General features: G+C 58.9%; 21 protein-coding genes. 8 read left to right on the top strand and 13 right to left on the bottom strand.

Features of this window, described 5'->3' with window-relative positions; translation table 11 throughout:
• Positions 1 to 5: 5 nt before the first annotated feature.
• Genes FXN63_RS08860 through FXN63_RS08850 form a run of 3 tightly spaced genes read left to right on the top strand, consistent with a single transcriptional unit; the run spans position 6 to position 2,930 of the window.
• A complete protein-coding gene (locus tag FXN63_RS08860; protein ID WP_148814326.1) occupies positions 6 to 1,175 on the top strand; it encodes an ABC transporter ATP-binding protein in 1,170 nt (389 codons plus the stop codon).
• Positions 1,172 to 2,062, top strand: coding sequence for an ABC transporter permease (locus FXN63_RS08855; protein WP_222864012.1), 891 nt, complete (start codon positions 1,172 to 1,174; stop codon positions 2,060 to 2,062). Before FXN63_RS08860 ends, FXN63_RS08855 begins: the two co-directional genes overlap by 4 nt.
• Positions 2,055 to 2,930 (top strand): ABC transporter permease, encoded by an 876-nt coding sequence (locus FXN63_RS08850; RefSeq protein WP_148814325.1) that lies wholly within the window; start codon positions 2,055 to 2,057, stop codon positions 2,928 to 2,930. The genes FXN63_RS08855 and FXN63_RS08850 overlap by 8 nt, the downstream gene beginning before the upstream one ends.
• 1,226 nt (positions 2,931 to 4,156) lie before the next feature.
• On the opposite strand, the gene FXN63_RS08845 is transcribed toward FXN63_RS08850, so the two are convergent.
• The 11 genes from FXN63_RS08845 to FXN63_RS08795 form a co-directional block, all read right to left on the bottom strand.
• Entirely contained in the window at positions 4,157 to 5,023 is an 867-nt protein-coding gene (locus FXN63_RS08845) for a proteasome-type protease (RefSeq protein WP_148814324.1), read from the bottom strand.
• A 95-nt stretch (positions 5,024 to 5,118) separates the two neighbouring features.
• The gene (locus FXN63_RS08840; protein ID WP_148814323.1) at positions 5,119 to 5,910 is read right to left on the bottom strand and encodes a transglutaminase family protein; all 792 of its coding nucleotides are present in this window, start codon (positions 5,908 to 5,910) and stop codon (positions 5,119 to 5,121) included.
• 91 nt (positions 5,911 to 6,001) lie between these two features.
• Positions 6,002 to 6,961: an alpha-E domain-containing protein gene (locus tag FXN63_RS08835; protein WP_148814322.1), complete on the bottom strand. Its 960-nt coding sequence runs from the start codon at positions 6,959 to 6,961 to the stop codon at positions 6,002 to 6,004.
• A gap of 13 nt (positions 6,962 to 6,974) precedes the next feature.
• Positions 6,975 to 8,390, bottom strand: a complete 1,416-nt coding sequence (locus tag FXN63_RS08830; RefSeq protein ID WP_148814321.1) for a circularly permuted type 2 ATP-grasp protein — start codon at positions 8,388 to 8,390, stop codon at positions 6,975 to 6,977.
• Positions 8,391 to 8,792: 402 nt separating this feature from the next.
• Positions 8,793 to 11,234 (bottom strand): DNA internalization-related competence protein ComEC/Rec2, encoded by a 2,442-nt coding sequence (locus tag FXN63_RS08825; protein WP_148814320.1) that lies wholly within the window; start codon positions 11,232 to 11,234, stop codon positions 8,793 to 8,795.
• A gap of 196 nt (positions 11,235 to 11,430) precedes the next feature.
• Positions 11,431 to 12,615 (bottom strand): amidohydrolase family protein, encoded by a 1,185-nt coding sequence (locus tag FXN63_RS08820; protein WP_148814319.1) that lies wholly within the window; start codon positions 12,613 to 12,615, stop codon positions 11,431 to 11,433.
• 130 nt (positions 12,616 to 12,745) lie between these two features.
• The gene (locus FXN63_RS08815) at positions 12,746 to 13,765 is read right to left on the bottom strand and encodes an NADP-dependent oxidoreductase (protein WP_148814318.1); all 1,020 of its coding nucleotides are present in this window, start codon (positions 13,763 to 13,765) and stop codon (positions 12,746 to 12,748) included.
• 109 nt (positions 13,766 to 13,874) lie between these two features.
• Entirely contained in the window at positions 13,875 to 14,693 is an 819-nt protein-coding gene (locus tag FXN63_RS08810) for a TatD family hydrolase (RefSeq protein ID WP_148814317.1), read from the bottom strand.
• Between the two features lie 248 nt (positions 14,694 to 14,941).
• Positions 14,942 to 15,688, bottom strand: coding sequence for a lipoprotein-releasing ABC transporter ATP-binding protein LolD (gene lolD, locus FXN63_RS08805; RefSeq protein ID WP_148814316.1), 747 nt, complete (start codon positions 15,686 to 15,688; stop codon positions 14,942 to 14,944).
• Positions 15,681 to 16,955 (bottom strand): lipoprotein-releasing ABC transporter permease subunit, encoded by a 1,275-nt coding sequence (locus tag FXN63_RS08800; protein WP_148814315.1) that lies wholly within the window; start codon positions 16,953 to 16,955, stop codon positions 15,681 to 15,683. Before FXN63_RS08800 ends, lolD begins: the two co-directional genes overlap by 8 nt.
• 91 nt (positions 16,956 to 17,046) lie before the next feature.
• Complete coding sequence (locus FXN63_RS08795; RefSeq protein ID WP_148814314.1) at positions 17,047 to 17,340, bottom strand: addiction module antidote protein; 294 nt, start codon at positions 17,338 to 17,340, stop codon at positions 17,047 to 17,049.
• Between the two features lie 206 nt (positions 17,341 to 17,546).
• On the opposite strand from FXN63_RS08795, the gene FXN63_RS08790 reads away from it, so the two are divergent.
• From FXN63_RS08790 to FXN63_RS08780, 3 genes are all read left to right on the top strand, one after another.
• Positions 17,547 to 18,665 (top strand): hypothetical protein, encoded by a 1,119-nt coding sequence (locus tag FXN63_RS08790; RefSeq protein WP_148814313.1) that lies wholly within the window; start codon positions 17,547 to 17,549, stop codon positions 18,663 to 18,665.
• Positions 18,644 to 20,350 carry a single-stranded-DNA-specific exonuclease RecJ gene (recJ, locus tag FXN63_RS08785; protein ID WP_148814312.1) on the top strand — a complete coding sequence of 569 codons (1,707 nt, stop codon included), beginning with the start codon at positions 18,644 to 18,646 and terminating at the stop codon, positions 20,348 to 20,350. Before FXN63_RS08790 ends, recJ begins: the two co-directional genes overlap by 22 nt.
• Positions 20,351 to 20,532: 182 nt before the next feature.
• The gene (locus FXN63_RS08780; RefSeq protein ID WP_148814311.1) at positions 20,533 to 20,805 is read left to right on the top strand and encodes a DUF3079 domain-containing protein; all 273 of its coding nucleotides are present in this window, start codon (positions 20,533 to 20,535) and stop codon (positions 20,803 to 20,805) included.
• Positions 20,806 to 21,110: 305 nt separating this feature from the next.
• Here FXN63_RS08780 and FXN63_RS08775 read toward each other — a convergent pair whose 3' ends face one another.
• Both FXN63_RS08775 and FXN63_RS08770 read right to left on the bottom strand, forming a co-directional pair.
• Positions 21,111 to 22,679: an AAA family ATPase gene (locus FXN63_RS08775; protein WP_187395153.1), complete on the bottom strand. Its 1,569-nt coding sequence runs from the start codon at positions 22,677 to 22,679 to the stop codon at positions 21,111 to 21,113.
• Entirely contained in the window at positions 22,595 to 23,074 is a 480-nt protein-coding gene (locus FXN63_RS08770; RefSeq protein WP_148814309.1) for an ATP-binding protein, read from the bottom strand. The genes FXN63_RS08775 and FXN63_RS08770 overlap by 85 nt, the downstream gene beginning before the upstream one ends.
• An 886-nt stretch (positions 23,075 to 23,960) precedes the next feature.
• Between FXN63_RS08770 and prfB the strand changes: the two genes are divergently transcribed.
• Positions 23,961 to 25,059 (top strand): peptide chain release factor 2 gene (gene prfB, locus FXN63_RS08765; RefSeq protein WP_148814308.1). Its coding sequence is split into 2 segments (ribosomal slippage): positions 23,961 to 24,041 and positions 24,043 to 25,059, totalling 1,098 coding nucleotides; the frame shifts between segments, so codons are not numbered across the junction.
• Between the two features lie 4 nt (positions 25,060 to 25,063).
• Entirely contained in the window at positions 25,064 to 25,822 is a 759-nt protein-coding gene (locus FXN63_RS08760) for an SDR family NAD(P)-dependent oxidoreductase (RefSeq protein ID WP_148814307.1), read from the top strand.
• Positions 25,823 to 25,843: the final 21 nt, after the last annotated feature.

Here is a 25,843-nt window from a genome sequence, read left to right as displayed (position 1 = left end):
ACGTAATGAGTAGCGCACCCAGGGGAACGGCTTCGGCCGTCGCGCCCGCCGACATTCGCATCGAAGGGGTGGTCCAGCGCTTCGGCGACCACCTGGCCTTGGCGGGTGTGGACCTGCACATCCGCGCCGGTGAGTTCTTCTCGCTGCTGGGCCCCAGCGGCTGCGGCAAGACCACCTTGTTGAACATCATCGCCGGTTTCCTCGACCCCAGCGAGGGCTCGGTGTATGTGGGCGATCGTGATGTCACCGCACTGCCACCCTATCGCCGTGACATTGGCATGGTGTTCCAGAACTACGCCTTGTTCCCGCATCTGGATGTCGCCGGCAACGTTGCCTACGGCCTGAAGGTGCGCAAGGTACCCGCCGCGCAGATCAAGAAGCGTGTGGCCGAGGTACTGGACCTGGTGCAGTTGCCCGGCTACGCCTCGCGCATGCCGCACCAGTTGTCTGGCGGACAGCAGCAGCGTGTGGCGATTGCGCGTGCGCTGGCGATTTCACCGCAGGTGTTGCTGCTGGACGAACCGCTGTCCAATCTGGATGCCAAGCTGCGCAAGGACATGCAGTCCGAACTGCGCAGCCTGCAACAGCGGATTGGCATCACCACGGTGCTGGTCACGCACGACCAGGAAGAAGCGCTCAGCCTGTCTGATCGCATCGGCATTCTGGGTACGGGCCGCCTGCAACAGGTCGGCACGCCGCTCGAGCTGTATCGCAAGCCAGCCAATCGGTTTGTGGCAGAGTTCATTGGCCAGGCCAATCTGATCAAGGCACAACCGACATCAGTCGCCGGCGTCTTCGAAGCAGTGGATCGCTTCGAGAACGAAGGCCAGGGTTTGCTGCTGGGTACCGAGCTGGACATCACTGCCACGCAGCCGCTGCGCTTTGTGCTGCGCCCCGAGCGCATTCGTGTCGTGCCCGCCCCTGCCCCCGACCCACGCCCCACCGGTCGCCCGGTGATTCGTTCACCGAACCGCACCGGCGGTACCTTGCGTGAACTGACCTACAGCGGCGGTTCGATCCGCCTGGTGATTGCGCTGTACGGCGGCGGGGAATTGGTCGCACAGGCAGAAGACGCGCAGTTCAACGAACTGCCAGTGATTGGCCAGCCACTGGCGCTCACCTGGCGCATTGAAGATGTGGTGCCGCTACCTGCCGAGGAAGAGGTGCCTGCGTGAGTGCCGGTGCAACCCGGGCGCGTCTGCCCGCCAGCGGTCGTGGTTTTGCCTGGCTGCTGCTGTCACCCACGCTGCTGTTCCTGATTGCGTTCCTGGTGGTGCCCGGCATCTTGCTGGCGGGCCTGAGCCTGCGCAACGTCGACAGCATGCTCAACATACAGCCCGGATACGGGCTGTCGCAGTACATCCTGGTGTTCGGGTCGACCACCTACGCCAACGCACTGTTCACGACCTTGTGGGTATCGCTGGGCACGGCATTGCTGTGCGTGCTGCTTGCCTATCCGGCAGCCTGGCTACTGGTGAACGCACCCACGCGTACTGTGCGCACGGTGTTGTACGTGCTGCTGGTGTCGCCACTGCTGACCAGCGTGGTGATCCGCACTTTTGCGTGGATCGTACTACTGGCGCAGAACGGGCTGATCAACGATGCGCTGCGCAACTTGGGGCTGATCGATACGCCGCTGCGCATGCTGTGGAACATGAACGCGGTGATCATCGCCTACGTGCAGGTGATGCTGCCCTTCGCCGTGCTGCCGCTGGCCACGTCCTTGGGCGAAATCCCGCAAAGCCTGTCGCGAGCGTCAATGAGCCTGGGCGCAGGACGCATTCACACGTTCTTCCATGTCACCCTGCCGCTTACGCTGCCGGGCATGTTGACAGGCGCGATCATTGTGTTTGCGCTGGCTGCGGGCAGCTACATCACCCCGCTGCTGATTGGCGGACGTCTGCAACCGCTGTTGCCGATCACGATTTACCAGCAGGCAGTGCAGATCGCCAACCTGCCGTTGGCTGCCGCACTGTCGTTCAGCCTGCTGCTGATCACCGGCATCGTCGTGTTCCTGTTGGGCGCGGTACTGAAACGCTGGGAGAAACGAACCTATGGCTGATGTGAGCAAGCAAGCGGCAGCATCGGTTGCGGCACGCGGACCGGCTGGCCTGCCCCCAGCCCCTGCGGCGCGCCGTCGCAAGCGGCCGGATGGCTTGAAGTGGTTTTCGTGGATCACCGGTGGTTTGGTCTATGTGTTTTTGACCTTGCCAGTGTTGGTGATCGTCCTGTCGGCCTTCAGCCCCGAGTCGTACCCGCAGTTCCCGCCGCGTGGGTTTTCATTGCGCTGGTTCGATGCCTTGTTGGCGAATCCGGCATGGATGGCGGCGCTGAAGAACAGCGTGTTGTTGCTGGTGATCGTGACGCCGTTGACGGTGCTGTTGGGGACTACGGCGGCGTATGCCTTGGCTCGTCTGGACTTTCGGGGGCGTGAGGCGCTGCTGGCATTTGTGCTGTCACCGCTGATGATTCCGCAGGTAGTCTTGGGCATTGCGTTGTTGTATGTGATGGCCGGCATGGGCATGGCTGGCTCGCTGTTGGGGTTGGCGGCGGGTCACATTGTGGTCGCCTTGCCGTATACGGTGCGCACGGCCAGTGTGAGTCTGGCGGCGGTGAATCGGCAGTTGGAGTCGGCGTCGATGAACCTGGGCGCGGGGCCTTGGTATACCTTCCGGCATGTGACTTTGCCGTTGATCAAGCCGGGAATTGTGGCGGGGGCGGTGTTTGCGGCGGTGACGTCGTTTGGGGAAGTGTCGGTCAGCTTGTTCATGAGCGCGCCGTCGACGATTACGATGCCGGTGCGGATTTTCTCGTATGTGGATCAGACGTTTGATCCGGCGGTGAATGCGGTGTCGGTGGTGTTTATTGCGATTGCGGTGATTGCTTTGGTGATCATTGAGAAGACCATCGGATTGACTAAGGTGATGTGAGCTTTTGAGCTTTGTTGGTCGGAAAAATGGCGCTTTTTATGAGCGCCATTTTGCTTTTGTGGCTGTTGGTTTGGTTCTTTAGTCAGTCGCGGGTGGTGGGGCCGGCTCGGCTGCCCCGCTGGACTTTGGCGTCGGGGCTCCCGCCCTCCACCTCGTCCAGCGGGGCAGCCAATCCGGCCCCACCACCCACGCCTTCAAAACGGCTTGGTTAAAAGCTAATCCCGCCTTTGGGCGTGTGCTGTTTTTCTGGCTGCTTGGTGCTGGACTTGGTTCTCGGCATGCGTTGGCTACCATTCTTGATCGCCATGCGGCTGGCCTGGGGGATTGGCTGGCCAGGTCGCCACGAAGCGACTCAGCGGCTCACGTCTCGGGCCGTTCTTTAGAGGCCTTTCAGGGCGGTGCCACGCAAGAAAACTTCCGCGCCTGCTTGATGGTGGGGTGACTTGGAAGCGGGTGGCCGCGCATCAGGTAATGCGACGAAAAGGCGGGGCGTTGACGGTTGGCGTATTGAAGGCTGCGCACTGAACGTTTGGAGCGATCATCAATGTTCGAGGCGGTGAAGAACAGTGATGAGGGGGGACTGTCAGAATTTTTGCGTTCAAGGCGCATGAATCGCAAACTGCTGAGCAGGCCACACCGCCGACGCCCCGATACGTTGCTCTCGCTGCATGGCAGGTACCTCGACCAACGCGCAGCGGAAGCGTTTGTACGCAAATCAGCCGCCAGCGTCACAATGACCGCGGCCACTCTCCGCATGCCGTGACGCGGCGGCCACCCGCTTCGGTGTCACCCCACCATCAAGCAGGCGCGCAAGTCTTCTTGAGTGGCGCTGGCGTAAAAGGCAGCTGACATACGGCCTGAAACGTGAGCCGTTGAATCGCTTCGTGGCGACCTGGCCAGCCAGTCCCGAAGGCCAGCCGCGTGGCGGTCAAGAACGGTGGCCAACAAATGCCGAGAACCGTGTCCAGCACCAAGCAGCTAGTAGAACGGCAGACGCCCAAAGACGGGATCTGCTTTTAACCAAAGCCGTTTTGAAGGCGTGGGTGGTGGGGCCGGGTTGGCTGCCCTTCTGGACAAGGTGGAGGGCGGAGACCCGACGCCTAGGTCAAGCGGGGCAGACGAGCCGGCCCCACCACCCGCGACTGACTCAAGAACCAAACCAGCACAGCCACAAAAGCAAAATGGCACCACAAGGGGTGCCATCTCAAATGCAGATCAAAACCGCCTTACTGAGGCGTACCGCTACCATGCCCTTCCGCCAAGGTCTGCTTAGCCACAGACTCGACCTCATCGCCCGTCAGCGCCCTGGCCCGAACCGGCTCATGCAACAAGCCCTGCGGAACCAGCGAATCCGGCGACGCAGACGATACCCACTCCGGGTCCGCGATCTCGGCAAACACCTGGCGCAAACGCTCACCCCACGTATTGCGGATCATCCGGAAATACAGATTGTGCTCATCAATACTGGCAAAACGCGTCACCCGCAGACTGCCAGATTCATAAACCAGCAAATCCAAGGGTAAACCAACCGAAATATTCGAACGTAAGGTCGAATCCATCGAAATCAGCGCGCACTTCGCCGCCTCATCCAACTCGGTATCCGGACTGACCACGCGGTCCAGAATCGGCTTTCCGTACTTTGACTCGCCAATCTGGAAATACGTCTGCTCGTCCAGCGCCTCAATGAAATTGCCAGCCGAGTAGATCTGAAACAATCGACAGCGCTCATTGCCGATCTGACCACCGAAGATCAGACTCACATTGAAATCCACACCATGCTCAGCCAAAGGCTCGGCGTCACGGTGATGCACCAGACGCACAGCCTCGCCCACGCGGCGGGCGGCCTCGAACATGTTGGGCGCTTGCCAGATGGAAGTCTCGGCACGCTTGGCGAAGTCCTCGGACAGCACGTTCGCAACAGCCTGGCTCAGCGCCAGATTGCCTGCGGACATCAAGACCATGACCCGTTCGCCAGGACGTTCGAACACCGTCAGCTTCCGGAAGGTGCTGATGTGATCGACCCCTGCATTGGTACGGGAGTCTGCCAGGAAGACCAGGCCGCGGTGCAAACGCAAGCCGACGCAATAAGTCATCGATTCAACCGATACAACAGCACAACGCAATCAAGGATTGTATCGGGCATAGGCAAGACGTGCTTGCCGGCCCGATTTTTCCTTGCTTATTCGCGCTATTGCTGTTGTACGTGCACATGCACGGCCATCGATTCATGACCGCCGCCAGTGCGCACGCCCCGTACGGGCGAGGCCGAATCGTAGTCGCGCGCCACCGCCAGGCGGCAGTGTTGTTCCGACGCATATTGGCGGTTGGTCACGTCGATGCTGATCCAACCGTGGTCTTTCAGCCAGACATCCACCCAAGCGTGGCTGGCAGCGTGCTCGGCCGTGGTGTACAGGTAGCCACTGACATAGCGCGCCGGCAGGCCCATGCCACGCACGCAGGCCAGGAACAAATGGGCGTGATCCTGGCAAACACCGTGGCCCAATTCCAGCACCTCACCTGCAGCAGTGGTCACGTCGGTGGTGCCCGGCTCGTAGGACACCGCGTCGCAAATGTGGTGCGCCAGTGCCAGCGCATCTTCCGGCGCACGAATGCCGTTGGGCAATACCCGGGCAAAAAAGGCGCGAACGCGAGAATCGGCCTGGGTCAATGACGTGGCTACCTGGAAAGCCTGGACCGGCAAACCAGACTCTTCAATGATGCGGCCTTCGGTCAGCGGCGACATTTCAATCAAGCCATCTACCCGCAGTTCGATGGCGGCGTGCGGCTGGTTGATGGTCAGGGTGTGGGTCTGATTGCCGTAGGCGTCGATGCTGGGCTGCAGGCCACCCGGCGTGTGCAGTCGCCAGCGGATGATTCGCTGATGGGCGTCGGCACGCGGCGTCAGACGCAGCGTCTGGATCGTGTAGTTCGCCGGCGTCGTGTAGTGGTAGACCGTGGTGTGGCGAATGATGTAACGCATTGGCGGTCTCGGAAATAGGTGGAACTGGACTGGCACCGCGGGGCTGTGCAGGAAAAACTGGCAGCAGCCTCGCGGGATTCAGGTCAACAGTTCAGACAGACAGCGGAACCAGGAAATCGGCAGACACCCGATTGCCCAGGTCGTTGATACGGCGCAGGAACTGCGTCAGCCAAGGGTGCAGGCCGGCCGCCAGAATGTCGTCGATACGGCCATAACGCAGATCGGCATCCAGTTGCCCGGCAAGCCGTTCGGTTTCACCCGACCGGTCGTTGCTGACGCGGTTCAGGTCGCCCAACACTGCATGCACCGACGACGCAAGCGAACGCGGCATGTCCTTGCGCACGATCAGCAACTCGGCCACACGAGCTGGTGTCACCACGTCACGGTACACCTTGCGGTAGATCTCGAAGGCGGACACTGAGCGCAGAATCGCCGCCCAGTGATAGAACTCGCGATAGGAATCGATGGCTTCCGGATCGGGTTCGTCGTCGTCCACATACTCGTGGAAGCGCACATCCAGCAGGCGTGCGGTGTTGTCGGCGCGTTCCAGGTGGGTGCCGATGCCCAGGAAATGCAGGGCCTCGTCGTCCAGCATGGTGCCGCGCGTCACCCCACGCGACAGGTGGGAACGGAACTTCACCCATTCGAAAAACTCGGACGGATCGCGCTGCGGCAAGTCGTTGGCCACCAGGCGCTGAAGTTCCAGCCACGTGGTGTTGTGGGTTTCCCAGACCTCGGTGGTCAGGCTGCCGCGCACTGCGCGTGCCGCTTCACGTGCCGAACTCAGGCAGGAATAGATCGACGAAGGATTCTTCGGATCGGTCACCATGAACGCCAGCACATCACGCGGCGAAAGGGTGTCATAACGCTCGTCGTAGCGGGACTGCAATTCAGAAATGGCGAGACTGGCGCGCCAGGTCTGCTCCAGGGACTTCTTGCCATGCGGCAACAAAGCCATCTGAAGATTGATGTCCAGCATACGGGCGGTGTTCTCGGCGCGCTCGACGTAGCGCGATACCCAGAACAGATTGTCAGCGGTGCGGCTCAGCATGAAGTGTCCTTGCTCATCGTTCCAGCACCCAGGTGTCTTTGGTCCCGCCGCCCTGGCTGCTGTTGACCACCAGCGAACCTTCGGTCAGCGCCACGCGGCACAGGCCGCCGGGAACCATCGTGATGTCCTTGCCGCACAGCACGTAAGGCCGCAAGTCGATGTGGCGCGGTGCCACACCGGATTCGACAAAAGTCGGCACCGTCGACAAGGCCAGTGTTGGCTGGGCGATGTAGTTGCTGGGATTGGCTTTCACACGCTCCTTGAAAGCGTCCACCTCGGCCTTGGAAGAGGTCGGGCCCACCAACATGCCGTAGCCACCCGCGCCGTGCACTTCCTTGACGACCAGCTCGTGCATATTGGCCAGCACGTGCGACAGCTCGTTCGGGCGGCTGCACTGCCAAGTCGGCACGTTGTTCAGCAAAGGCTCTTCATCCAGGTAGAACCGGATCATCTCGGGCACGTGCAGATAGGTTGCCTTGTCGTCGGCGATACCGCTGCCGATCGCGTTGGCCAGCGTGACGCCACCCGCGCGATACACCGACAACAGCCCTGGCACACCCAGCGCCGAGTCACCCCGGAAGGCAAGCGGATCAAGGAAATCGTCGTCCACACGGCGATAGATCACATCGACCCGCTGCGGACCGCGCGTGGTTCGCATCCACACCGCGTTGGCATCCACGAACAAGTCTTTGCCTTCGACCAGTTCCACACCCATCTGCTGGGCCAGGAAGGCGTGTTCGAAGTAAGCCGAGTTGTACATGCCAGGCGTCAGCACCACCACGCGCGGCTCGCCATGGCCACCCGGCGCAACCGAGCGCAGGTTTTCCAGCAGCAAGTCGGGATAGTGGGCAACCGGTGCCACCTTGATCCGTGCGAACAAGTCGGGGAACAGGCGCATCAGCATCTTGCGGTTTTCGAGCATGTAGGACACGCCCGATGGCACCCGCAGATTGTCTTCCAGCACGTAGAACTCGCCCTCGCCCGCCCGCACGATATCGATGCCGGCAATATGGCAATAGATATCGCGGGCAACCGCGATGTCCTGCATTTCAGGGCGATATTGGGAGTTCAGGAAAATCTGTTCCGGCGGCACGATGCCAGCGCGAACGATGTTCTGCTGGTGATAGATATCGTGGATGAACATATTGAGCGCGCGGACTCGCTGCTTCAGTCCGGCTTCAAGACGCCGCCACTCGGCCGCGGGAATGACGCGCGGCACCAGGTCGAAGGGAATCAGACGTTCAGTGCCGGCTTCGTCACCGTAGACGGCGAAGGTAATACCCACGCGGCGGAAGCTCAGGTCGGCTTCGGCACGCTTGGTGGCGATCACTTCGGGAGACTGTTCCGACAACCACTTGGCAAAGCCTTGGTAATGCTGTCGCACATCCCCGTTGGCGCCCATCATTTCATCGAATGCTTGAACGCGCATGCAAACTCCCTTTTTTTGGTCAGCATAGCAATCGGCAAGATTGTCTGCCAGCGCTTGAGCCTAGGTTTTAACCAGTGCTGACGCGGCTTACGAGAGGATGAGATAAAGCATGCACTGTTTCGGCGCACCGCCCTGCTCGCAGCCACAGGCATACCGAATCGGGCAAGGTCAGGCCCGCACCGTTACGAGGCTTGCCGCACCAAGATGGTCGCGAAAAATAAAATTTTTGGACGATGCGTTTCTTGGTCCTCGCATCAAGGGACAAGACCAGTTCCCTGCCTTCATGAAGCGTACTGAAGAAAGGCATCGAAAAGCGTTGCGCCATGTCAGGACAAACACGCGGATGGGGATCGAAGCGCGCAGAAAAATCGATTCTGTATGGCCTGACGACACTGACTGCCATCACGATGCTGCCGAGGTATGCCAATAACGCCGCTGCGCATCCCGAGCGCGCACCGCGCCCAACTGCCCTTTCACCGATTCAACGATGATCGCCCCGTGATGATCGGATCGATGCACCACAGCCCCGCTTTGTTCCCAGCGTTTCAACACGCGCTGATTGGGGTGTCGGTAGCGGTTCAAATACCCCGCTTGCATGATCGCGTGCACAGCCTGGGTGGCATCGACAAACGCCTGCCCCGAAGACGTGTGTGAACCATGATGCCCGGCGACGACCACATCCACCGGGCCTGGCCACGATGGCTCGGCCAGCAGCGCCGCTTCCTGCGCGATGCCCACGTCGCCCATCAACATGGCATTGTGGGTGCGACCTTGCATGAACAACACGCAGCCACCCGCGTTCTTGTCCTTGGCACCGACCATAGTGGGAAGTGGTGCCAGCATGGTGAAGGTTAGGCCGCCCGTTTCCCAGACCTGCCCCGCCACACACGGCGTCAGCGGCGGCGTGGCCCGATCGGCGGGGCGTGCGGCATCGACCTGACCTGCCATGCTAGACGGCGCACGCAAGGTATCGACGGGCAGCGCATTCAGCAACGATGCCAGCCCACCAGCATGGTCGGCATCGCCATGCGACACGATCAATTGATCAATGCGTGTGACGCCACGCGCGCGCAGATATGGCCAGACAACCCGGTCACCTGCATCGGCATCATCGCTGTAGCGCGGGCCGGCGTCGAAGACCACCGTCTGCTCAGCAGTTTCGATCACCACACCGCCGCCCTGCCCCACATCCAACATGGTCATGCGCCATTCCCCGTGAGCCGGCCGCTCGGGGCGGAAAACAAGCACGGGCAGCACCAGCAACAAAGCCAGCATGCGACCCGGCAGCCCGCGCGGTTGCAGTGACCAGACGATGCCAAACATCGCCACCGCAATCCACGGCCAAGGCACCGCTGCCACCGCGAAGTTGGAACCCGGCCAGTTCGACATGGCCTCGATGGGTCGCATCGACCACGCAAAGGCTTCGTGCGCAACGAAGCCAATCCACCCTGCCAGCGTTTCCAAACCAGGGATGGCCGATAGCAACATCACCAACAAGGCCAGTGGCGTGACGATGAAACTGACCACCGGAATGGCAATGGCATTGGCCAGCGGTGACACCAGCGATATCTGCTGGAAGATCAGCGCCAATAGCGGAACCAGCCCGATGGTGATCGCCAACTGCAGCTGACACGCCGCAATGAAACCGCGTCGCCAACGCTGCCAGCGCGACAAGCGCGCCGGCTTTTCACCGGGTTTGGCCAGCCGCCAACGGCCAGAGCCCGCCATCATCAACACGGCTACTGCACCGAACGACAACCAGAAACCGGGCGACAGCGACGCCCAGGGATCGAGCGCAACCACACACGCAGCGGCCAGCACCAGCACCCGAGAACCGGACAAGGGCAGGCGTGCAATCGCCGCCACGGCAAGCACCGCGAGCATGAAAAACGTGCGCTGCGCCGGCACGCCCCAGCCTGCCAACAGGCAATACAACAAGGCCGTGAACAGGGCGGCACCGGCCGCAATCACCTGCGCGGGGCTGTATTCGGCCAAGGCCACGCCCCGCCACCTTGCGCGTGACCACACCCGCAACACAGCAAGCCCCGCCATGGCCGCCAACATGGTGACGTGCATGCCGCTGATCGAGACCAAATGTGTGATGCCGGTGCGGTTGAACACCACCCAGTCGTTGCGTGCAATGCCCGCTTGGTCACCCATTGCCAACGCAATCAACACCGCGCCATAACGCGTGTCGCCCAGCGTCTGCTGCATGGTGCCGCGCAGGTAGTGCCGCAGACGTTGGATGGCGATCAGCGGCGTGGCATAGGGGTCGTCATCCAGCAAGACCGGCGTATTGCGGATGGATGCGGTGGCTCGCACGCCGCGCTCGAACAACAGCGCTTCGTAATCAAACCCATGCGGGTTGATGCCGCCATGCGGACGCTTGGGAACCAAATATCCCTGCCATCGTTGCCCCGGTGCCCAGGTTTCCTGCCTGCGCGTATCGCCAAACCAGGCAAGCTGAATACGCGACGGCATACCCGCACGGGATTCCAGAATATCGACCTCGGCCCGCTGGCCTTGCTGGCCGATCGTGCTGAGACTGGCGATGCGAAACACCGCAGGAATGCTGCCGCCTTCCAGTTCAGGATCGAGCGCGTCGGCCAAGCGCAGGTCGGCGCGGAACATCGCAAGCGATGCGCCAAACATGAAGGCCAGCAGGGGCCAGACAAGTATTTTTATGCGCCATGTTCGCAGCCGCGCGCGCTGCCATATCGCGGCGGCCATCGCGAAGATGGATGCAATAAGCAGCCCAACAATCGTGGTGAAACCGGGAAGTGCTGCCAGCATCTGCACCAAGGCAGCCGCCAGCACAAAAGCGGCAAGGCTCAGTCGGCCCATCGGCGGAAAGCCTGGAAGGGAAACGACTAGGCTACGTGGATGGGTTCAAGGAAAGCATGCTGCGGCATGGGAATGTCCGTGCGGAGAATCCACAGGGACATTTTGAACACAGTGCGTGTTGAAAACGCGGATCTAGCCGCAAGACGTCGGCTTATCCAGATGCTTGAAAAGCCGACATCCGCTCAGTGCAACCCCCTCAAACCGCCGCGCCATTCCTGGCAACGACCCGCCCCGCCGCGACCACCAAGGTCTTTGGCCGATGCTGCGCAACGGCCTCTGCCACACAACTCGCATCCACCAACACCAGATCGGCACGCGCACCGACATGCAGGCCGTAATCGGTGAAGCCGCAAGCCTTTGCCGCTGCGCCCGTCACACACGCCAAGGCCCACGCCAATTCGCTATCGCGGCGGAAGTCGTTGCGCAGACCGACCAGCCGGGCGCGCATCAGCAGATCCGGGTCGCCGTACGGAGTCCAGGTATCGCGCACGCCATCGTTACCGCTGAAGATCGTGACACCCGCATCGCGGCAGGCGCGCACGCTGGGCACCGGGCGAGACGCCGGCGCGGTAGTCAGAATGCCAACGCGCAGGTGTGCAAGGCGTTCAAGCAAGCCATTCAAACGCGGCGTTTCCAGCGCGCCCAGACAGAAGGCGTGGCTGATCGTCACCTTGCCCTGCATGCCCAGCGCCTCGGTGCGGTCAAGGATCAAGTCCATGGAAAACGCGCCCAGGTCGCCTGGCTCGTGAAGGTGAATGTCCACCGGTTTGCTGTGCTTGTTGGCTAAGTCAAACAAAACGTCCAAAGACCGTGCCGGGTCTCGATCAATTGCGCTGGGGTCGAGTCCGCCCAATACATCTGCGCCGCTGGCCAATGCCTGGTCCAACAGTTCTGCCGTCCCGCTGCGTTTCAACAAGCCAGACTGTGGAAACGCCACCGTCTGAATACGCATGCGATCGGCCAGCTCATCGCGCACTGCATTGACACCTTCCAGGTGCTTCAGACCTGCATCGGTGTCTACATCCACATGCGTGCGGATACAGGTTGCGCCTTCTTTCAGGAAGGCCAGCGCAAGTGCCTTGGCATGCGTGCGAGCGTCGTGGCCAGTCTTGGCTCGCCATTGGCGTTCGTTGTCGATGCGGTCAGTCAGCGCCGACCCGACGTTGTTCACGTACCAGGCATCACCCCAGGTAGTCTTGTCCAGATGGGTATGGCCTTCGACCAAACCGGGCAGCAGCAAGGCACCCTGCCCGTCTTCCTGCGCCACGCCTGCCGGTGCCTGCTGGTTGGCACCAAGCTGCGAAATGCGTCCGTCTTGCACCAGCACATCGACCGCAGCGCCGCCAAGCGGGCGCACGTTTTTCAGAAGCAGATCAGTCATCGAACAGGTTTCCTTCCACACGGATTGGCTGGGTGCCGCAAGCCAGAGAGCTTACGACACCCGCCAGAAACGTGTCAGGGCCTGCGGTCAGTGCAGATGAACGAGGGCGTCGCTAATGCAAAGCACACCATCAAGAAACCTTGATCACCAGCTTGCCGAAGTTCTTGCCTTCCAGCAGACCAATGAAAGCTTCGGGTGCGTTTTCCAGACCGTCCACCACGTCTTCCACATACTTCACGCTGCCATCGGCCAGCCAGGCTTTCATCTCTTTTTCGAACTGCGGCATCTGGTCCTTGAAATCGATCTGAATGAAGCCGCGAATCGTCAATCGTTTGGACAGCACATCGCGCATCAATCGCGGCAGGCGGTCGGGGCCTTCGGCCTGGCCGCTGGCGTTGTACTCGGCCACCAAACCGCATACGGGGATGCGTGCGAAGTTGTTCAACAAGGGCGAAACCGCTTCCCACACTTTGCCGCCGACGTTTTCGAAATACACGTCAATGCCATCCGGGCACGCTGCCTTCAATTGTTCGGCGAAGTCAGGCGCATGGTGGTCGATCGCCACGTCGAAGCCAAACTTGTCGCGCAGCAACGCGCACTTCTTTGCGCCGCCCGCAATGCCCACAGCGCGCGCACCTTTCAAGCGTGCGATCTGGCCAACGGCCGAGCCAACCGGGCCAGTCGCTGCCGCCACCACCACGGTTTCACCTGCCTGGGGCTGGCCGATGGTCAACAAGCCTGCGTATGCCGTGAAACCAGGCATGCCCAGCACGCCCACCGCCGTCGAAATCGGCTCGGACCCAGTGTCGATCTTGCGGATGGCGTCACCCTTGACCACGGCATGCGTCTGCCAGCCGCCGCGTGCCAGCACCAAGTCACCCTTCTTGAAGTTCGCGTGACGGCTTTCCAGTACCTCGGCTACCGTGCCGCCTTCCATCACCTCGCCGATCTTGGTCGGTTCTGCGTAAGACTTGGCGTCGCTCATGCGGCCGCGCATGTATGGGTCCAGCGACAGATATTTGACCTGCACCAGCACTTCGCCATCGGCGGGCGTGGGCACCGGGCCGGTTTCTAGACGGAAGTTTTCGGCGCTGGGGCGGCCCTTGGGGCGGGAAGCGAGAACGATCTTGCGGCTGGTCTGTTCGGTCATCAGTGATTTCCTTATGTCAGTCAGAGCAATGCAAAGGCCTGCGGCAACGATCCCGCAAGCTGTCTGCTTTTCATGTGGGGTGAATCACCTGCTGATCAACAGCAGAGATTCAGACAGTCTGTGTCTGCAGCAGTCGTGCCAGGCGTGGCATGACACGGAAAGCAGTTGCTGCTGTGGCCTCTGCCACGACGCTAGTGCTTACTCCACGCAACTCGGCCAAGGTCTGGGCAATGCGCGGAATCTCACCGGGCGTATTGCGGCGATTGGGCTTGTGCAGCCACGCGGGCGGAATGTCCGGCGAATCGGTTTCCAGCACTAGGTGCGACAGATCGAAACCCGTGGCGTGACGGCGAATGCGCTGGGCACGCTCGTGCGTCATCTCGCCGCCCACGCCGAGCGCAAAACCCCGGTCGACAAAGGCTTGCGCCTGTTCGTGGCTGCCATTGAACGCATGCGCAATGCCGGTCGGCACGTCGATGCGGCGCAAGTACTTCAGCACAATGTCTTGCGAACGGCGCACATGCACCAGCACCGGCAAACCATACTCACGAGCCAGTTTTAGCTGTGCATCAAAAAAGCGTTCCTGACGCGCGCGGGGCTCGCCGGATGAGATCTCCGGCACAAAGAAGTCCAGCCCGATCTCACCGATGGCAACAAAACGAGGATCGTCCAATGAGGCTTCAATGGCGTGGCGCAGGTGGTCCAAGTCTTCATCGGCCGCTTGCCGGACGAACAAGGGATGAATGCCAAGCGCGTAGGTGCCGCCCGCAAAGGTGTGAGCCAAGTCGCGGACGGTAGAAAAGTTCATCCGGCCGATGGCGGGGATGACGATGGCGCGCACACCGAACTGGATTGCCTGGTCGGCAACGGCCGTGCGATCGTGGTCGAATTCGGATGCGTCGAGATGGCAGTGCGTATCGATCAGCATGCTTTTCTCCTTTTATTGACGCGGGCTTCGGGGGAGTGAGCGCCCGCATCGAAAATGCGGGGCTTGGGTCCAGAACGATTTGCTAGAGCTTGTTTTGGCAGATGAAGCGCATGCGAAGAAACGGAACCAACTGCATGAAATGCTGAAGCGTTTATTTGGCTCGGATGAGCAACGCAAAACCTCGCATGCCCTGCCGCCCCCGGTGAACAGAATGGACCGACCAACGTCGATCCACTCCATCACATCTTTCATCCCGCCTCAGTCAGCCCCGGAGCCAAGGCCACCACACCCGCATCTGCCGTGGCCGAGGTCAGCACACCATCGGTCATCTGTAACTGCCGATCCGCCAGCTTGGCCAGTTCTGCATCGTGCGTCACCAGCACAAAGGCCATGCCGATTTCCTGATTGATACGCTTGAGCAGCGCAAACACTTCACGCGCCGTGTGGCGATCCAGATTGCCGGTTGGTTCATCCGCCAACACACACGCAGGTCGCGTGACCAGCGCGCGAGCCAAGGCTACCCGCTGACGCTCGCCGCCCGACAACTGCCCAGGCGCATGCGAACTGCGCTTGCCCATGCCAACCTGTTCCAGCATGGCACGCGCCTGCTCACGCGCGGCATTGCGATCCATGCGGCGGATGATCAGCGGCATGGCCACGTTGTCCAGCGCGCTGAATTCCGGCAGCAGATGATGGAACTGGTACACAAACCCCAGACGCTGATTGCGAAGTTCGCTGCGCTTGGCTTCCGACAAACCTGCGGTGCTGGTGCCGGAAATCGTCATCGACCCAGACGTCGGCTGGTCGAGCAAACCCATCACATGCAAGAGCGTGCTTTTGCCCGAGCCGGACGCACCAATCACCGCGACCATCTCACCTTCGTGCACCGTCAGATCCACATTGCGCAATATCTGAAGTTCTCGGCCGCCTTCGGAATAAGTCTTCGACACACCCCGGCCTTCCAGCACCACCGGACGATGAGAAAAATCAGTCATGACGCAGCACCTCGGCCGGTTGCAGACGCGAGGCGCGCCAGCTGGGATACAGCGTCGCGGCAAACGACAGCACCAGGGACACCACACCAATGGTGATGATGTCGCGCATTTGCGGGTCCGACGGCAACTTGCTGATCAGATAAATTTCCTTGGGCAAGAACTGAATGCCCAACGCGCTTTCAATGGCCGGCACGATCACATCGATGTTGAACGCAATCAACGCCCCGCCACCCACGCCGATCACGGTACCGATGATGCCAATCAGCGCACCCTGAATCACGAATATCCGCGCGACCGCCCCCGGGCTTGCACCCAGCGTGCGCAAAATAGCGATGTCCGACTGCTTGTCATTCACCGTCATCACCAAGGACGACAGCAAGTTGAACGCGGCCACCGCCACGATCAGCGTCAAGATCAGGAACATCATGCGTTTTTCGGTCTGCACAGCCGCAAACCACGTGCGATTGTTGCGCGACCAGTCGCTGGCCATGTAGCCCTGCGGCAAAGTCTGCGCAAGCTGACGCGCCACCTGCGGGGCTTCCAGCATGTCGGTAATGCGCAAACGCACGCCCGACGAACCGCTGTCACGGAACAGACGCTGCGCGTCGTCCACATTGATGAAAGCCATGCCCGAGTCGTACTCGTAATGCCCGGCTTCAAAAATGCCGACCACCGTGAATTGACGCATGCGCGGCGAGAACCCGGCCGGGCTGACAGAACCCTGCGGGGCCATCATCAGCACCGTATCGTTCTCGGTCACGCCCAGGCCATCGGCCAAGGCACGCCCCAGCACCACACCAAAGCTGCCAGGCACCAAGGCGTCGAGCGAGCCACGCTTGATCTGCCCGGCCAAGCCAGACACATCACGTTCCGCCTTCGGATCGATACCGCGCACCTGCACGCCGCGCAACACCTGGTCACGCGCCAGCATGCCTTGCGCCGCGACAAACGGCGCGCCGCCCTGCACTTCAGGATTGCGCTTGGCCAATGCGACCAAAGACTGCCATTGAGAAACGGGATCGACAGCCGGCCCACCGCCACCGCTGTAGGCGAACAGCTCGATGTGCGGCAAGACGGACAACATGCGATCGCGCACTTCCTTCTGGAAGCCGTTCATCACAGACAAGACCACGATGAGCGCCGCGACGCCCAGGGCAATGCCCGCCATTGAACTGGCAGCAATAAAGGAAATGAACCGGTCCCGCCTTCCGCGTCCGGCTCGGGTGTAGCGCCAGCCCACCCAGAATTCGTAAGGTATTTTGAGCACGTGCGGATTATGTCAGATGGCCAAGGTGCTGGAGCTTAGCAGGCGGGGCGTAGGTGTTAGCGGCTGTGTGTAAGCGATAGCGCGCGCAGGCTCAGGCAGCAGTCGCGTGAAACCGCAATCCCAGCGCCTTGATGACCTTCAGGATCGTGGAGAAATCCGGCTCACGCTCGCCTGACAGCGACTTGTACAGGCTTTCACGCGAAAGACCGGTTTCCTTCGCGACTTTGGTCATGCCTTGTGCACGGGCGATATCCCCTAAAGCCTTGGCGATGAACGCGGCATCGCCATCACTTTCGGCAATGCAGGCATCGAGGTACAAGGCCATTTCTTCCGGGGTACGAAGGTGTTCGGCAATGTCGTAAGGGCGGGTTGAGGTCTTGGTCATGAGGGCTCCCGGTTGTGGCGACGCGCTGTCACGGAAAAACGCGGGTTTCGTGTTTGGGTGACTGCATATCGGTCGCGGACATCGACACACTGTAGCCACAAGGCTACATATCAAGCAAGGACGACCATTTCCAGCACAGACACGGGCTGGGCGACTGCGGTTAGCGCACCGGTACAATCTGGGCACATCATTGCTCTCGGCTCCCCGTGCCAACCTCGTCCACCCTGACCCTCGTGCTACCCGGCACCCTGCCCCCGCCCAACATCGCTGGCGACTTGGCAAAAGCCTTGCACGCCCCGGTGTCGCCCACGCCCGGCAGCTCGCCCGTGTTCAGCGCATGGTTGTCACGCGCCAAGCCCGTCGTCAGCGAATTCGACATCTCGCAGCAAGGCTGTTCGCCCTATGAAGGCTGGTGGCTGACCCGAGCCGGGTACAACATTCAAGCCGCGCAGACAAACCGCCCGCCAGAAGCCCCCGCCCCCGTGTTCGGTGCCGGACTCGCGCCCCTGCTGGCACCGTCCGCCACCGGCACCGATCCGGTCTGGATAGGCCGACTGGCGCACATCCGCATCTCGCAAGACCATTTGGCACTGGCCAACCCGGACGAATTACAGGTCACGGAAGAAGAATCCATTGAGCTTGCCAACGCGGCCCAGAACGTATTCGAGCTGGACGGCTTCGCGCTGCACCGCCTGTCGGCGCAAGACTGGCGCGTCGTCCCGGTCAGCGCCGGGCACCCCGGCATATCCGGTGCCACGCCCGCCGCAGCCGTAGACCGCGACATCGACGCCTGGTGGCCGCAAGGCGCAGTCGCCCGCCCCTGGCGCCGGCTGGTCAACGAAATCCAGATGGAGTGGTATGCCCACCCCGTCAACGAAGCCCGCCGCGACCGCGGCCAGCCCGAAATCAACACCTTGTGGCTATTCGGCGGCAGCGCCCCCTGGCAGCCCAAACTAAACGCAGCCCGCCTGGCAGGCGGCCCCGCATGGGTACAAGGCATAGCGCAAGCCGCCGGCCTGCCCTGGGCACCACTGAACGAACAAGCCATCGCCCCCGGCACCATCGCCAGCATCGACTCGCTGGAAACTGCGCACCGCGAAGAAGACTGGGGCCGCTGGCTGATAGAAATGGCGCGCCTGGACGCAAGCCTGTTCACCGCCGCCCAACAAGCATTGGCCGAAGGCCGCGTAGACAGCATCGAACTGATCCTGACCGGCCACGACCGCATCGCCCAGCTTGTCATCCCGTCCAAACGCGGACTGGCTCGCCTGTTGCCCACCCCTAAACACGATTGGACTAGCTGGTGGTCAAACCCCAACTCCTGACCCGCCGCGTAGACGCGACGGCACGCGCCGCGCTGGAACGCGACGGTGTACACCCCCTATTGGCGCGCCTGTGGGCATCGCGTGGTGTGACTTGCACAGCGGATACGGTGTCCGACTGGACTGCCATGCTGCCGCCTGCGCATCTGACCCAGGCTACGAAAGCGGCGGGGATTCTGGCGGACGCAATTGCTGCGAGTAAGCGGCTGTTGGTCGTTGCCGACTACGACTGCGATGGTGCGACTGCGTGTGCAGTCGCGCTGCGTGCGCTTACGCAGATGGGCGCGGTTGTCGACTTCCTGGTGCCGAATCGGTTTGAGACGGGGTATGGCTTGTCGCCCGCAGTGGTTGCGTTGGCGGTGAACCATCATGCCGGTAAGCCCGACATGCTGGTGACGGTGGATAACGGCATTGCCAGCGTGGAAGGCGTTGCTGCGGCGAACGCGGCTGGGATCGGTGTGCTGGTGACCGATCACCACTTGCCTGGCGATACTTTGCCGGATGCCCTGGCGATTGTTAACCCCAATCACCCGGCATGTAATTTCCCGTCGAAGAATCTGGCGGGTGTGGGGGTTATTTTTTATTTGATGCTGGAACTGCGCGCTGAGCTTCGGCGTCGGGATGTTTATTCGGCGAACGGTGGGCCTCGCTTGGATGCCTTGATCGATCTCGTTGCGCTTGGCACCGTGGCCGACGTTGTGAAGCTGGATGCCAATAATCGGCTGTTGGTTGCACAGGGTTTGAAGCGCATGCGGGCGGGTCGGATGCAGCCTGGAGTTGCGGCGCTGTTCTCGGTTGCAGGGCGGTCGTTCCGGGAAGCCGGCGGATTTGATCTTGGATTTGCAGTTGGTCCCCGGATTAACGCTGCTGGGCGTCTGGCAGACATGGGTATCGGCATTCGTTGCCTGACCACTGACAACGAAGACGAAGCCCTGACCCTGGCCCGCGAGTTGGACACGATGAACCGTGATCGTCGGGAGATCGAAACGACGATGCGGGAGCAGGCGCTGGCGGCAGTGGACGCGCTGGACGCCCGCCCGCGTGCAACCTTGTGTGTGTATGACGAGAGTTGGCATCAAGGAGTCGTCGGGCTGGTTGCGTCTCGGCTGAAGGAAAAGTACTGGCGGCCTACGCTGGCGTTCGCGAATGCGGGTGATGGTGAATTGCGTGGTTCAGGCCGGTCGATTCCAGACGTGCATCTGCGGGATGTGCTGGATCTGGTTTCCAAACGGCATCCGCAGATGATTCCGAAGTTTGGTGGGCACGCGATGGCGGCGGGTCTGACGCTGGCAGAACAGGACTTGCCGGAGTTTCAGGTTGCCTTTGAAAAGGCCGTGCAAGACCTGACTGGGCGGACGCAGTTCGATCCCGAGTTGGCTACAGATGGATCGCTTGAAGACGGTTATGCCAATGTTGGCGTTGCTGAAATGCTGGACGAGCACGTATGGGGATCAGGCTTCCCTGGGCCGGTGTTCCGCGACACCTTCACCGTTCGTAATCAGCGGCTGGTTGGTGAAAAGCACTTGAAGCTGGTGCTGGAACGCCGGCATCAGCGATTTGATGCGATCTGGTTCGGGCATGCGGAACAGCTGCCTGAATTTGTCGAGGTGGCTTATCGGCTGTCGAAGAACAGCTGGAATGGGGTGATCTCGGTGCAGCTGATTGTGGAGCACGCGACGGCGGCTTGAGCGAACGCCGCTTCAGGAAGCTGTTTACGAGAGCGATGCAGGCCTTGCATCCGCTCTTGGCGTTACTTCGGGTGCTGGCTTTATACCCTTGCGCATCCATATACGTTCTTGATCCGCCTCAATACCACCTCGCCCGCGCAGGCCTACCGTGAAAGGACACTGCTGCATCAAGGGGCAAGAAGATGGCCAAGAAATTCCCCATCCACCCTCCACATCCCGAGCGCATCTGCTGGGGTTGTGATCGTTACTGCTTTGGTAAAGACCTAGCCTGCGGGAACGGCACGGAGCGTGTTCAACATCCGGTCGAGACTTTGGGCGATGATTGGTATACCGTGGGAAATTGGGAGGGGTTGGATATCGAGGATAGGCCAACAGATAAGGCAGTGAGCGCCCCGGCAACTCAACAGCACGAGGTTGAGCCAAGTCCAATTGGCGTAGTTAGCCCAACCTGTTAATAACGCTCTGCCCGATCACACGATTCCTGTACTTTGTCTTTCGATACTCTCTGTCGCAACCCAAGCTGAGCGCGTCATAGTAGCAGGTGCGCCTCGCCGTGATTGGGAACATGCAAAGGCGGTCTAAGAAAAAAGCTTTCTAGGTTCTGCTGATGAGGAAAATGCGAACAGCACCTTTAAATTTAGCGCAACCCCGACCAAATCGCACTCGTCCGCACCACATCAAAATTCTTATGCAAACCCATCACGCATATCCCACAAGCATGCGCTCCGCAAAACAAAGCGGCAAAAACCCCACAAAAAAACTACACTCTCTTAATATAGTGCTCCTGGCCCTGAATTTTCTCGACGATAGTGTCCACAAGCACCCCTGCATCATAGCTTGCAGGAGATCCGATTAACTGAGCGACCATCTTCTTTCTAATTATTTCTGTTTTAATACCGCCACTACTTTGCGAAAGCTGCACAAGAATCTTCCCTATAAACGCTTTACCGTCTACCAACGCTTCCCACCCTTTAACCCACTCTTCGTCAAAAATAGATTCTGCGCTCAAACTTTCCAGCTGCATGTGGTGCGCCAAATCCGAATCAAAAACACTTTCCAAAGTTTCCGAAACGGAGCTTTGCAAACTGCGAACATTAGTGAGAGGATCTAAAATCATCTCCTTTAACTTCATTTTAAACACTGAGGCCAGATATTTCGCTTTTGATTGCCCCCGCAAGCTCTCCGCTTGATCACTAAATAATTTATTTAGCGATGCCACCGAATGCTGCTTTACACCCAAGGCCTGCAACGCAGGATTAATCGAATCCATAATCAACTTTTTATCAATAAGATAATTCTCCATCTCATGACGCTCTAAAACAACAAAGCTGTCATCATAAAATTCCGGATCGTAGCTCCGGATCTCCGCCAAATCCTGCGCACTCCTATTATCCTTATCAATTGCAAAGCAATAAGATGAGGCATGAAGGCTTCCTTTGATGTTAGCGATTTTTCTAAAATAATCAATGACCTCCTTACAACTAGAGAGAGGAACAACTTCTATTCGATGAGCGGCCAGAACATCTGCGAGAATTTCTACGTCCCCCTTCCCCTCGACAAACAAAACTCGAGAAAAAACAGTAGTGATTCCTGCAAACCGAAGCTCGCGCTCAATACCCGAACTATAAATTGGCTTCAATTCCCCATCAGAGAAGACCAAGCATTCCCCGAAGCTGATATTTTGGTAAATCAATGGCTTGGAGTGCGTGATAAGAAATATCTGGTCAATTGCGCTAGATCGATGCTCCGCATGCTTAACACCCTGTTTCGAGGCGAGCCAGTTTGACACACCACCAGCCCCCATAACTTCTCGAAGAAATGAGTAAAAGCTCACCAAAAGCGATTCATGAAGGTGATTCTCTGGCTCATCAATTATGAGAATCCCAATATTAGGAAGATAAAAAAGAAACAGCAATGTCAAATACAGAGAACGCTCACCAGCGCTAAAATCTTTCACATCAAACATAGCGGATTCTGAGGAAGTCCGCCCAAGCATAACAAGCTGCCCATCCTTTTTTGTAGCACTGATATTTTTGACCTCTATATTTCTTGAGATAATTCGGACAGCCTCATTAGCATTCTTAAAGTACTCATATTTTCGGCTTGGATCTAGACGATATTGAACATGATCTAGCACAGTTTTCTTATATATAGATTGAAGCGCCTCATCAGGATTAAAAATGCACTCCAAAATAAATTCTTTGGCTTTTTGGGCTCGCGACCGTAAAGCGACGTTTTCAAAACTTACACCAAAATCGGAAAAAGCCTTTCCCGCGTCCAAAAAAACAATAATAGACTGCGGATCTGAAATATCCCACTCCTGCCGCAAAGCCTCAGTCGATCCAGGAATAGCATCATTAAAAGAGTATAAAAAAAATCACCCTCGTAATTTCGGAAAGAAAGAACTATTTGAAACAAATCCTGCCCACAAACAAATGCAAGATCAATTTCCCCAACATCACCAGACAAAATCTGGTCGGCTGCGAATTTTATGCTTTTCTCGACATTATCCGCATAATCATCAGAACCCATTTGTGAAAAAAAGAATATTTTTTGAAAAAGCTGAATAGCTTTGAATATTGCCGTTTTTCCCGACCCATTCACACCACTAACAGTATGGACCCCAACATCCTGATTAAAATTAAAAATACACCCAGAAGGACCAAAATTCTTTATATTTACCAAGACCACTGATTTAAGCTTTAAACCAACCATTTCTCTCATGCCAACCATCATTTATGCATCAACCACAAATAAAAAGGAATCAAAACGCCTCCCCGCCCTTAGGACAAAATTATCCCAAGCAGACCCCACCCACCGATAAAAACAAAAAATAAAAACAAAAAATAAAAACAAAACCTCAGCACATCATAGTCCCACGCCACCCTAACCAACTTACGTTTTTAATCTTGAGCCTCTTATAAATAAACGAATATTGTTGTTTTTCTAGGCTGCACGCGAAATACCCCGCAGACACGCCGGAATACCGAACGAAGATTCCGCCGCAATCCGCAATCACGACAGTAAATTTGAAAAACAAAGGGCAATGAGTACGTAGCTGACATCAATTCTGATCTAGCAAAGCTAGATCACCTTGCCCGACTGAGAGAATTCCACTTTTTCGTATGTAAAGCTCCTAGCGCTGGCACGCTAGTTCAAGGAAGTTGTCCTCTGACCTAAGACGGCCTAGCGAACTCCACGAACTTGACTTACATAACTCTAGCAAGAACATTCAGGATATCGAATCGTGCCTGGCCACTCAAGATAAAACTGGCAACGCTCTAAGGCTAGAGCGCTCAGCGCATGTTCTAAAAAAACTCGCTCTTCACTTAAAAGAACAGCCACAACACCTCTAGTGAGCATCAATTCGTCCTATCAAGTCTTCCGACTGCTTGGCTTACATAACGGGCAATTTGCACATCACCGCAGACATCAGACTCAAGCAAACCTAGCGAAATACCAGTCACCGCAGGCCGATTAGCGACAGATGCATCGCACCGTTCGAAGCTTTACCTTCGATGAACAGCGTGCTTTATTGAAGGGCTCAGCATAACTCCCCCCCAACAGGTAAAATCCCCGGCTACCCCCAATTTTCAGCCTGGATCCCCTCATGGAAGCCGAACGCATCAACGCCCTGTCCGCCCTCATTGACGACCTGCGGGCGCGCGTGACCGAACTTCGGAGGTATCTTTGACTACGATGACAAAGCAAATCGCCTCCAAGTCGTCAACGCAGAACTAGAAGACCCCACCGTCTGGAACGATCCGAAGCGCGCCCAGGACTTGGGCCGCGAGAAGAAGTCGTTGGAAGACGTGGTGATGGCGCTCGAATCCTTGACCGCGTCGCTGACCGATGCCGCTGAACTGTTTGAACTCGCCGATGGCGATGACGACACGCTGGAAGCGATCGTGGCGGACGTGGACAAGCTGAAGGAACAGGTCGAAGGCCTGGAGTTCCGCCGCATGTTCAACAACCCGGCTGACCCGCTGAACTGCTTCCTGGACATCCAGGCTGGCGCGGGTGGCACGGAGGCCCAGGACTGGGCGTCGATGTTGTTGCGTCAGTATTTGAAGTACGCCGAGCGCAAGGGCTTCAAGGCCGAGATTCTGGAAGAGTCTGACGGTGAAGTCGCGGGCCTGAAGTCGGCCACGATCAAGCTGGAAGGCGAGTACGCCTTCGGTTTCCTGCGCACCGAAACGGGCGTGCACCGCCTGGTTCGCAAGAGCCCCTTTGATTCGTCGGGCGGCCGTCATACCTCGTTTGCCAGCGTGTTTGTGTACCCGGAAATCGATGACTCGTTCGAGGTCGATGTGAATCCGGCGGACATTCGCACCGATACCTACCGTGCCTCTGGCGCGGGTGGTCAGCACATCAACAAGACCGATTCGGCCGTTCGTTTGACGCACATCCCGACCGGCATTGTGGTGCAGTGCCAGAACGACCGGTCGCAGCATCGGAACCGTGCGGAAGCCATGCAGATGCTGAAGTCGCGTCTGTATGAGCTGGAAATGCGCAATCGCATGGCTGCGCAGCAGAAGCTGGAAGACTCGAAGACGGATGTGGGCTGGGGTCATCAGATCCGTTCGTACGTGCTGGACCAAAGCCGCATCAAGGATCTGCGTACCAACGTCGAAATTTCCAACACCCAGAAGGTGCTGGACGGCGATCTGGACCCGTTCATTCAAGCAAGCCTGAAACAAGGAGTTTGACCGCATGCCGCATACCGTCGTTGTTCTTACTGGTGCTTCCCGTGGTCTGGGTGCGTCGATGGCCCGCGCGTTTGCTGCGCCTGGCGTGCACCTGATCACGCTGGCCCGTGGCACCGATGCCTCGTTGCGCGCCGATGTCGAAGCGAAGGGCGCAACGCTGGATGCGCAGGTGGTCGATCTTTCGGACGCCGCGACGCTGGATCGCAACATCTGCACCGTGATCGCCGCCATGCCGCGTGCGGCCGAGCGTTATGTGCTGATCAACAATGCTGGCGCTGTTGCGCCAGTGGCACAGGCGGGCAATTTCGAGACGGCTGATGTCGCAACCGCGTTTACCTTGAACGTGACTGCGCTGATCATGTTGACCTCGCGTTTCCTGTCGGCCACGGAAGCACTGAACGCCGATCGCCGTATCGTGAACATTTCGTCGGGCGCTGGCCGCGCGGCTAAGTCTGGCTGGAGCGTGTATTGCGCCACCAAGGCGGCCGTGGACATGTTCAGCAAGTCGGTCAAGCTGGAACAAGTGGAGCACGGCGAACACGGTGCGCGCATCGTGTCCTTGGCACCGGGCGTGGTCGATACCGACATGCAGGTTGCCATCCGCAGCGCCACGCCGGAACAGTTCCCCAGCGTGAATGCGTTCCAGGACATGAAGGAAACCGGCAAGCTGGCGACGCCTGACTCGGTCGCCGCGAAGATTGTGGCCTATGTCGCGCGTGATGATTTCGGTTCGATCGAAATCGACGACATCCGCAATTACTGATAGCTAAAAACGCGTACTTAA

Source organism: Pigmentiphaga aceris (assembly GCF_008119665.1).
Classification (GTDB): Bacteria; Pseudomonadota; Gammaproteobacteria; order Burkholderiales; family Burkholderiaceae_B; genus Pigmentiphaga; species Pigmentiphaga aceris.
The sequence above is the reverse complement of the archived record's forward strand: the minus strand, read 5'-3'. Positions and strand labels throughout refer to the sequence as shown.

Bases quoted from the DNA above. Each gene is read 5' to 3' on its own strand.
- FXN63_RS08860 (WP_148814326.1), top strand. From the start codon at position 6: ATGAGTAGCGCACCCAGGGGAACGGCTTCGGCCGTCGCGCCCGCCGAC.
- FXN63_RS08850 (WP_148814325.1), top strand. From the start codon at position 2,055: ATGGCTGATGTGAGCAAGCAAGCGGCAGCATCGGTTGCGGCACGCGGA.
- FXN63_RS08845 (WP_148814324.1), bottom strand. From the start codon at position 5,023: ATGACTTATTGCGTCGGCTTGCGTTTGCACCGCGGCCTGGTCTTCCTG.
- FXN63_RS08840 (WP_148814323.1), bottom strand. From the start codon at position 5,910: ATGCGTTACATCATTCGCCACACCACGGTCTACCACTACACGACGCCG.
- FXN63_RS08835 (WP_148814322.1), bottom strand. From the start codon at position 6,961: ATGCTGAGCCGCACCGCTGACAATCTGTTCTGGGTATCGCGCTACGTC.
- FXN63_RS08830 (WP_148814321.1), bottom strand. From the start codon at position 8,390: ATGCGCGTTCAAGCATTCGATGAAATGATGGGCGCCAACGGGGATGTG.
- FXN63_RS08825 (WP_148814320.1), bottom strand. From the start codon at position 11,234: ATGGGCCGACTGAGCCTTGCCGCTTTTGTGCTGGCGGCTGCCTTGGTG.
- FXN63_RS08820 (WP_148814319.1), bottom strand. From the start codon at position 12,615: ATGACTGATCTGCTTCTGAAAAACGTGCGCCCGCTTGGCGGCGCTGCG.
- FXN63_RS08815 (WP_148814318.1), bottom strand. From the start codon at position 13,765: ATGACCGAACAGACCAGCCGCAAGATCGTTCTCGCTTCCCGCCCCAAG.
- FXN63_RS08810 (WP_148814317.1), bottom strand. From the start codon at position 14,693: ATGCTGATCGATACGCACTGCCATCTCGACGCATCCGAATTCGACCAC.
- lolD (WP_148814316.1), bottom strand. From the start codon at position 15,688: ATGACTGATTTTTCTCATCGTCCGGTGGTGCTGGAAGGCCGGGGTGTG.
- FXN63_RS08795 (WP_148814314.1), bottom strand. From the start codon at position 17,340: ATGACCAAGACCTCAACCCGCCCTTACGACATTGCCGAACACCTTCGT.
- FXN63_RS08780 (WP_148814311.1), top strand. From the start codon at position 20,533: ATGGCCAAGAAATTCCCCATCCACCCTCCACATCCCGAGCGCATCTGC.
- FXN63_RS08770 (WP_148814309.1), bottom strand. From the start codon at position 23,074: ATGAGAGAAATGGTTGGTTTAAAGCTTAAATCAGTGGTCTTGGTAAAT.
- FXN63_RS08760 (WP_148814307.1), top strand. From the start codon at position 25,064: ATGCCGCATACCGTCGTTGTTCTTACTGGTGCTTCCCGTGGTCTGGGT.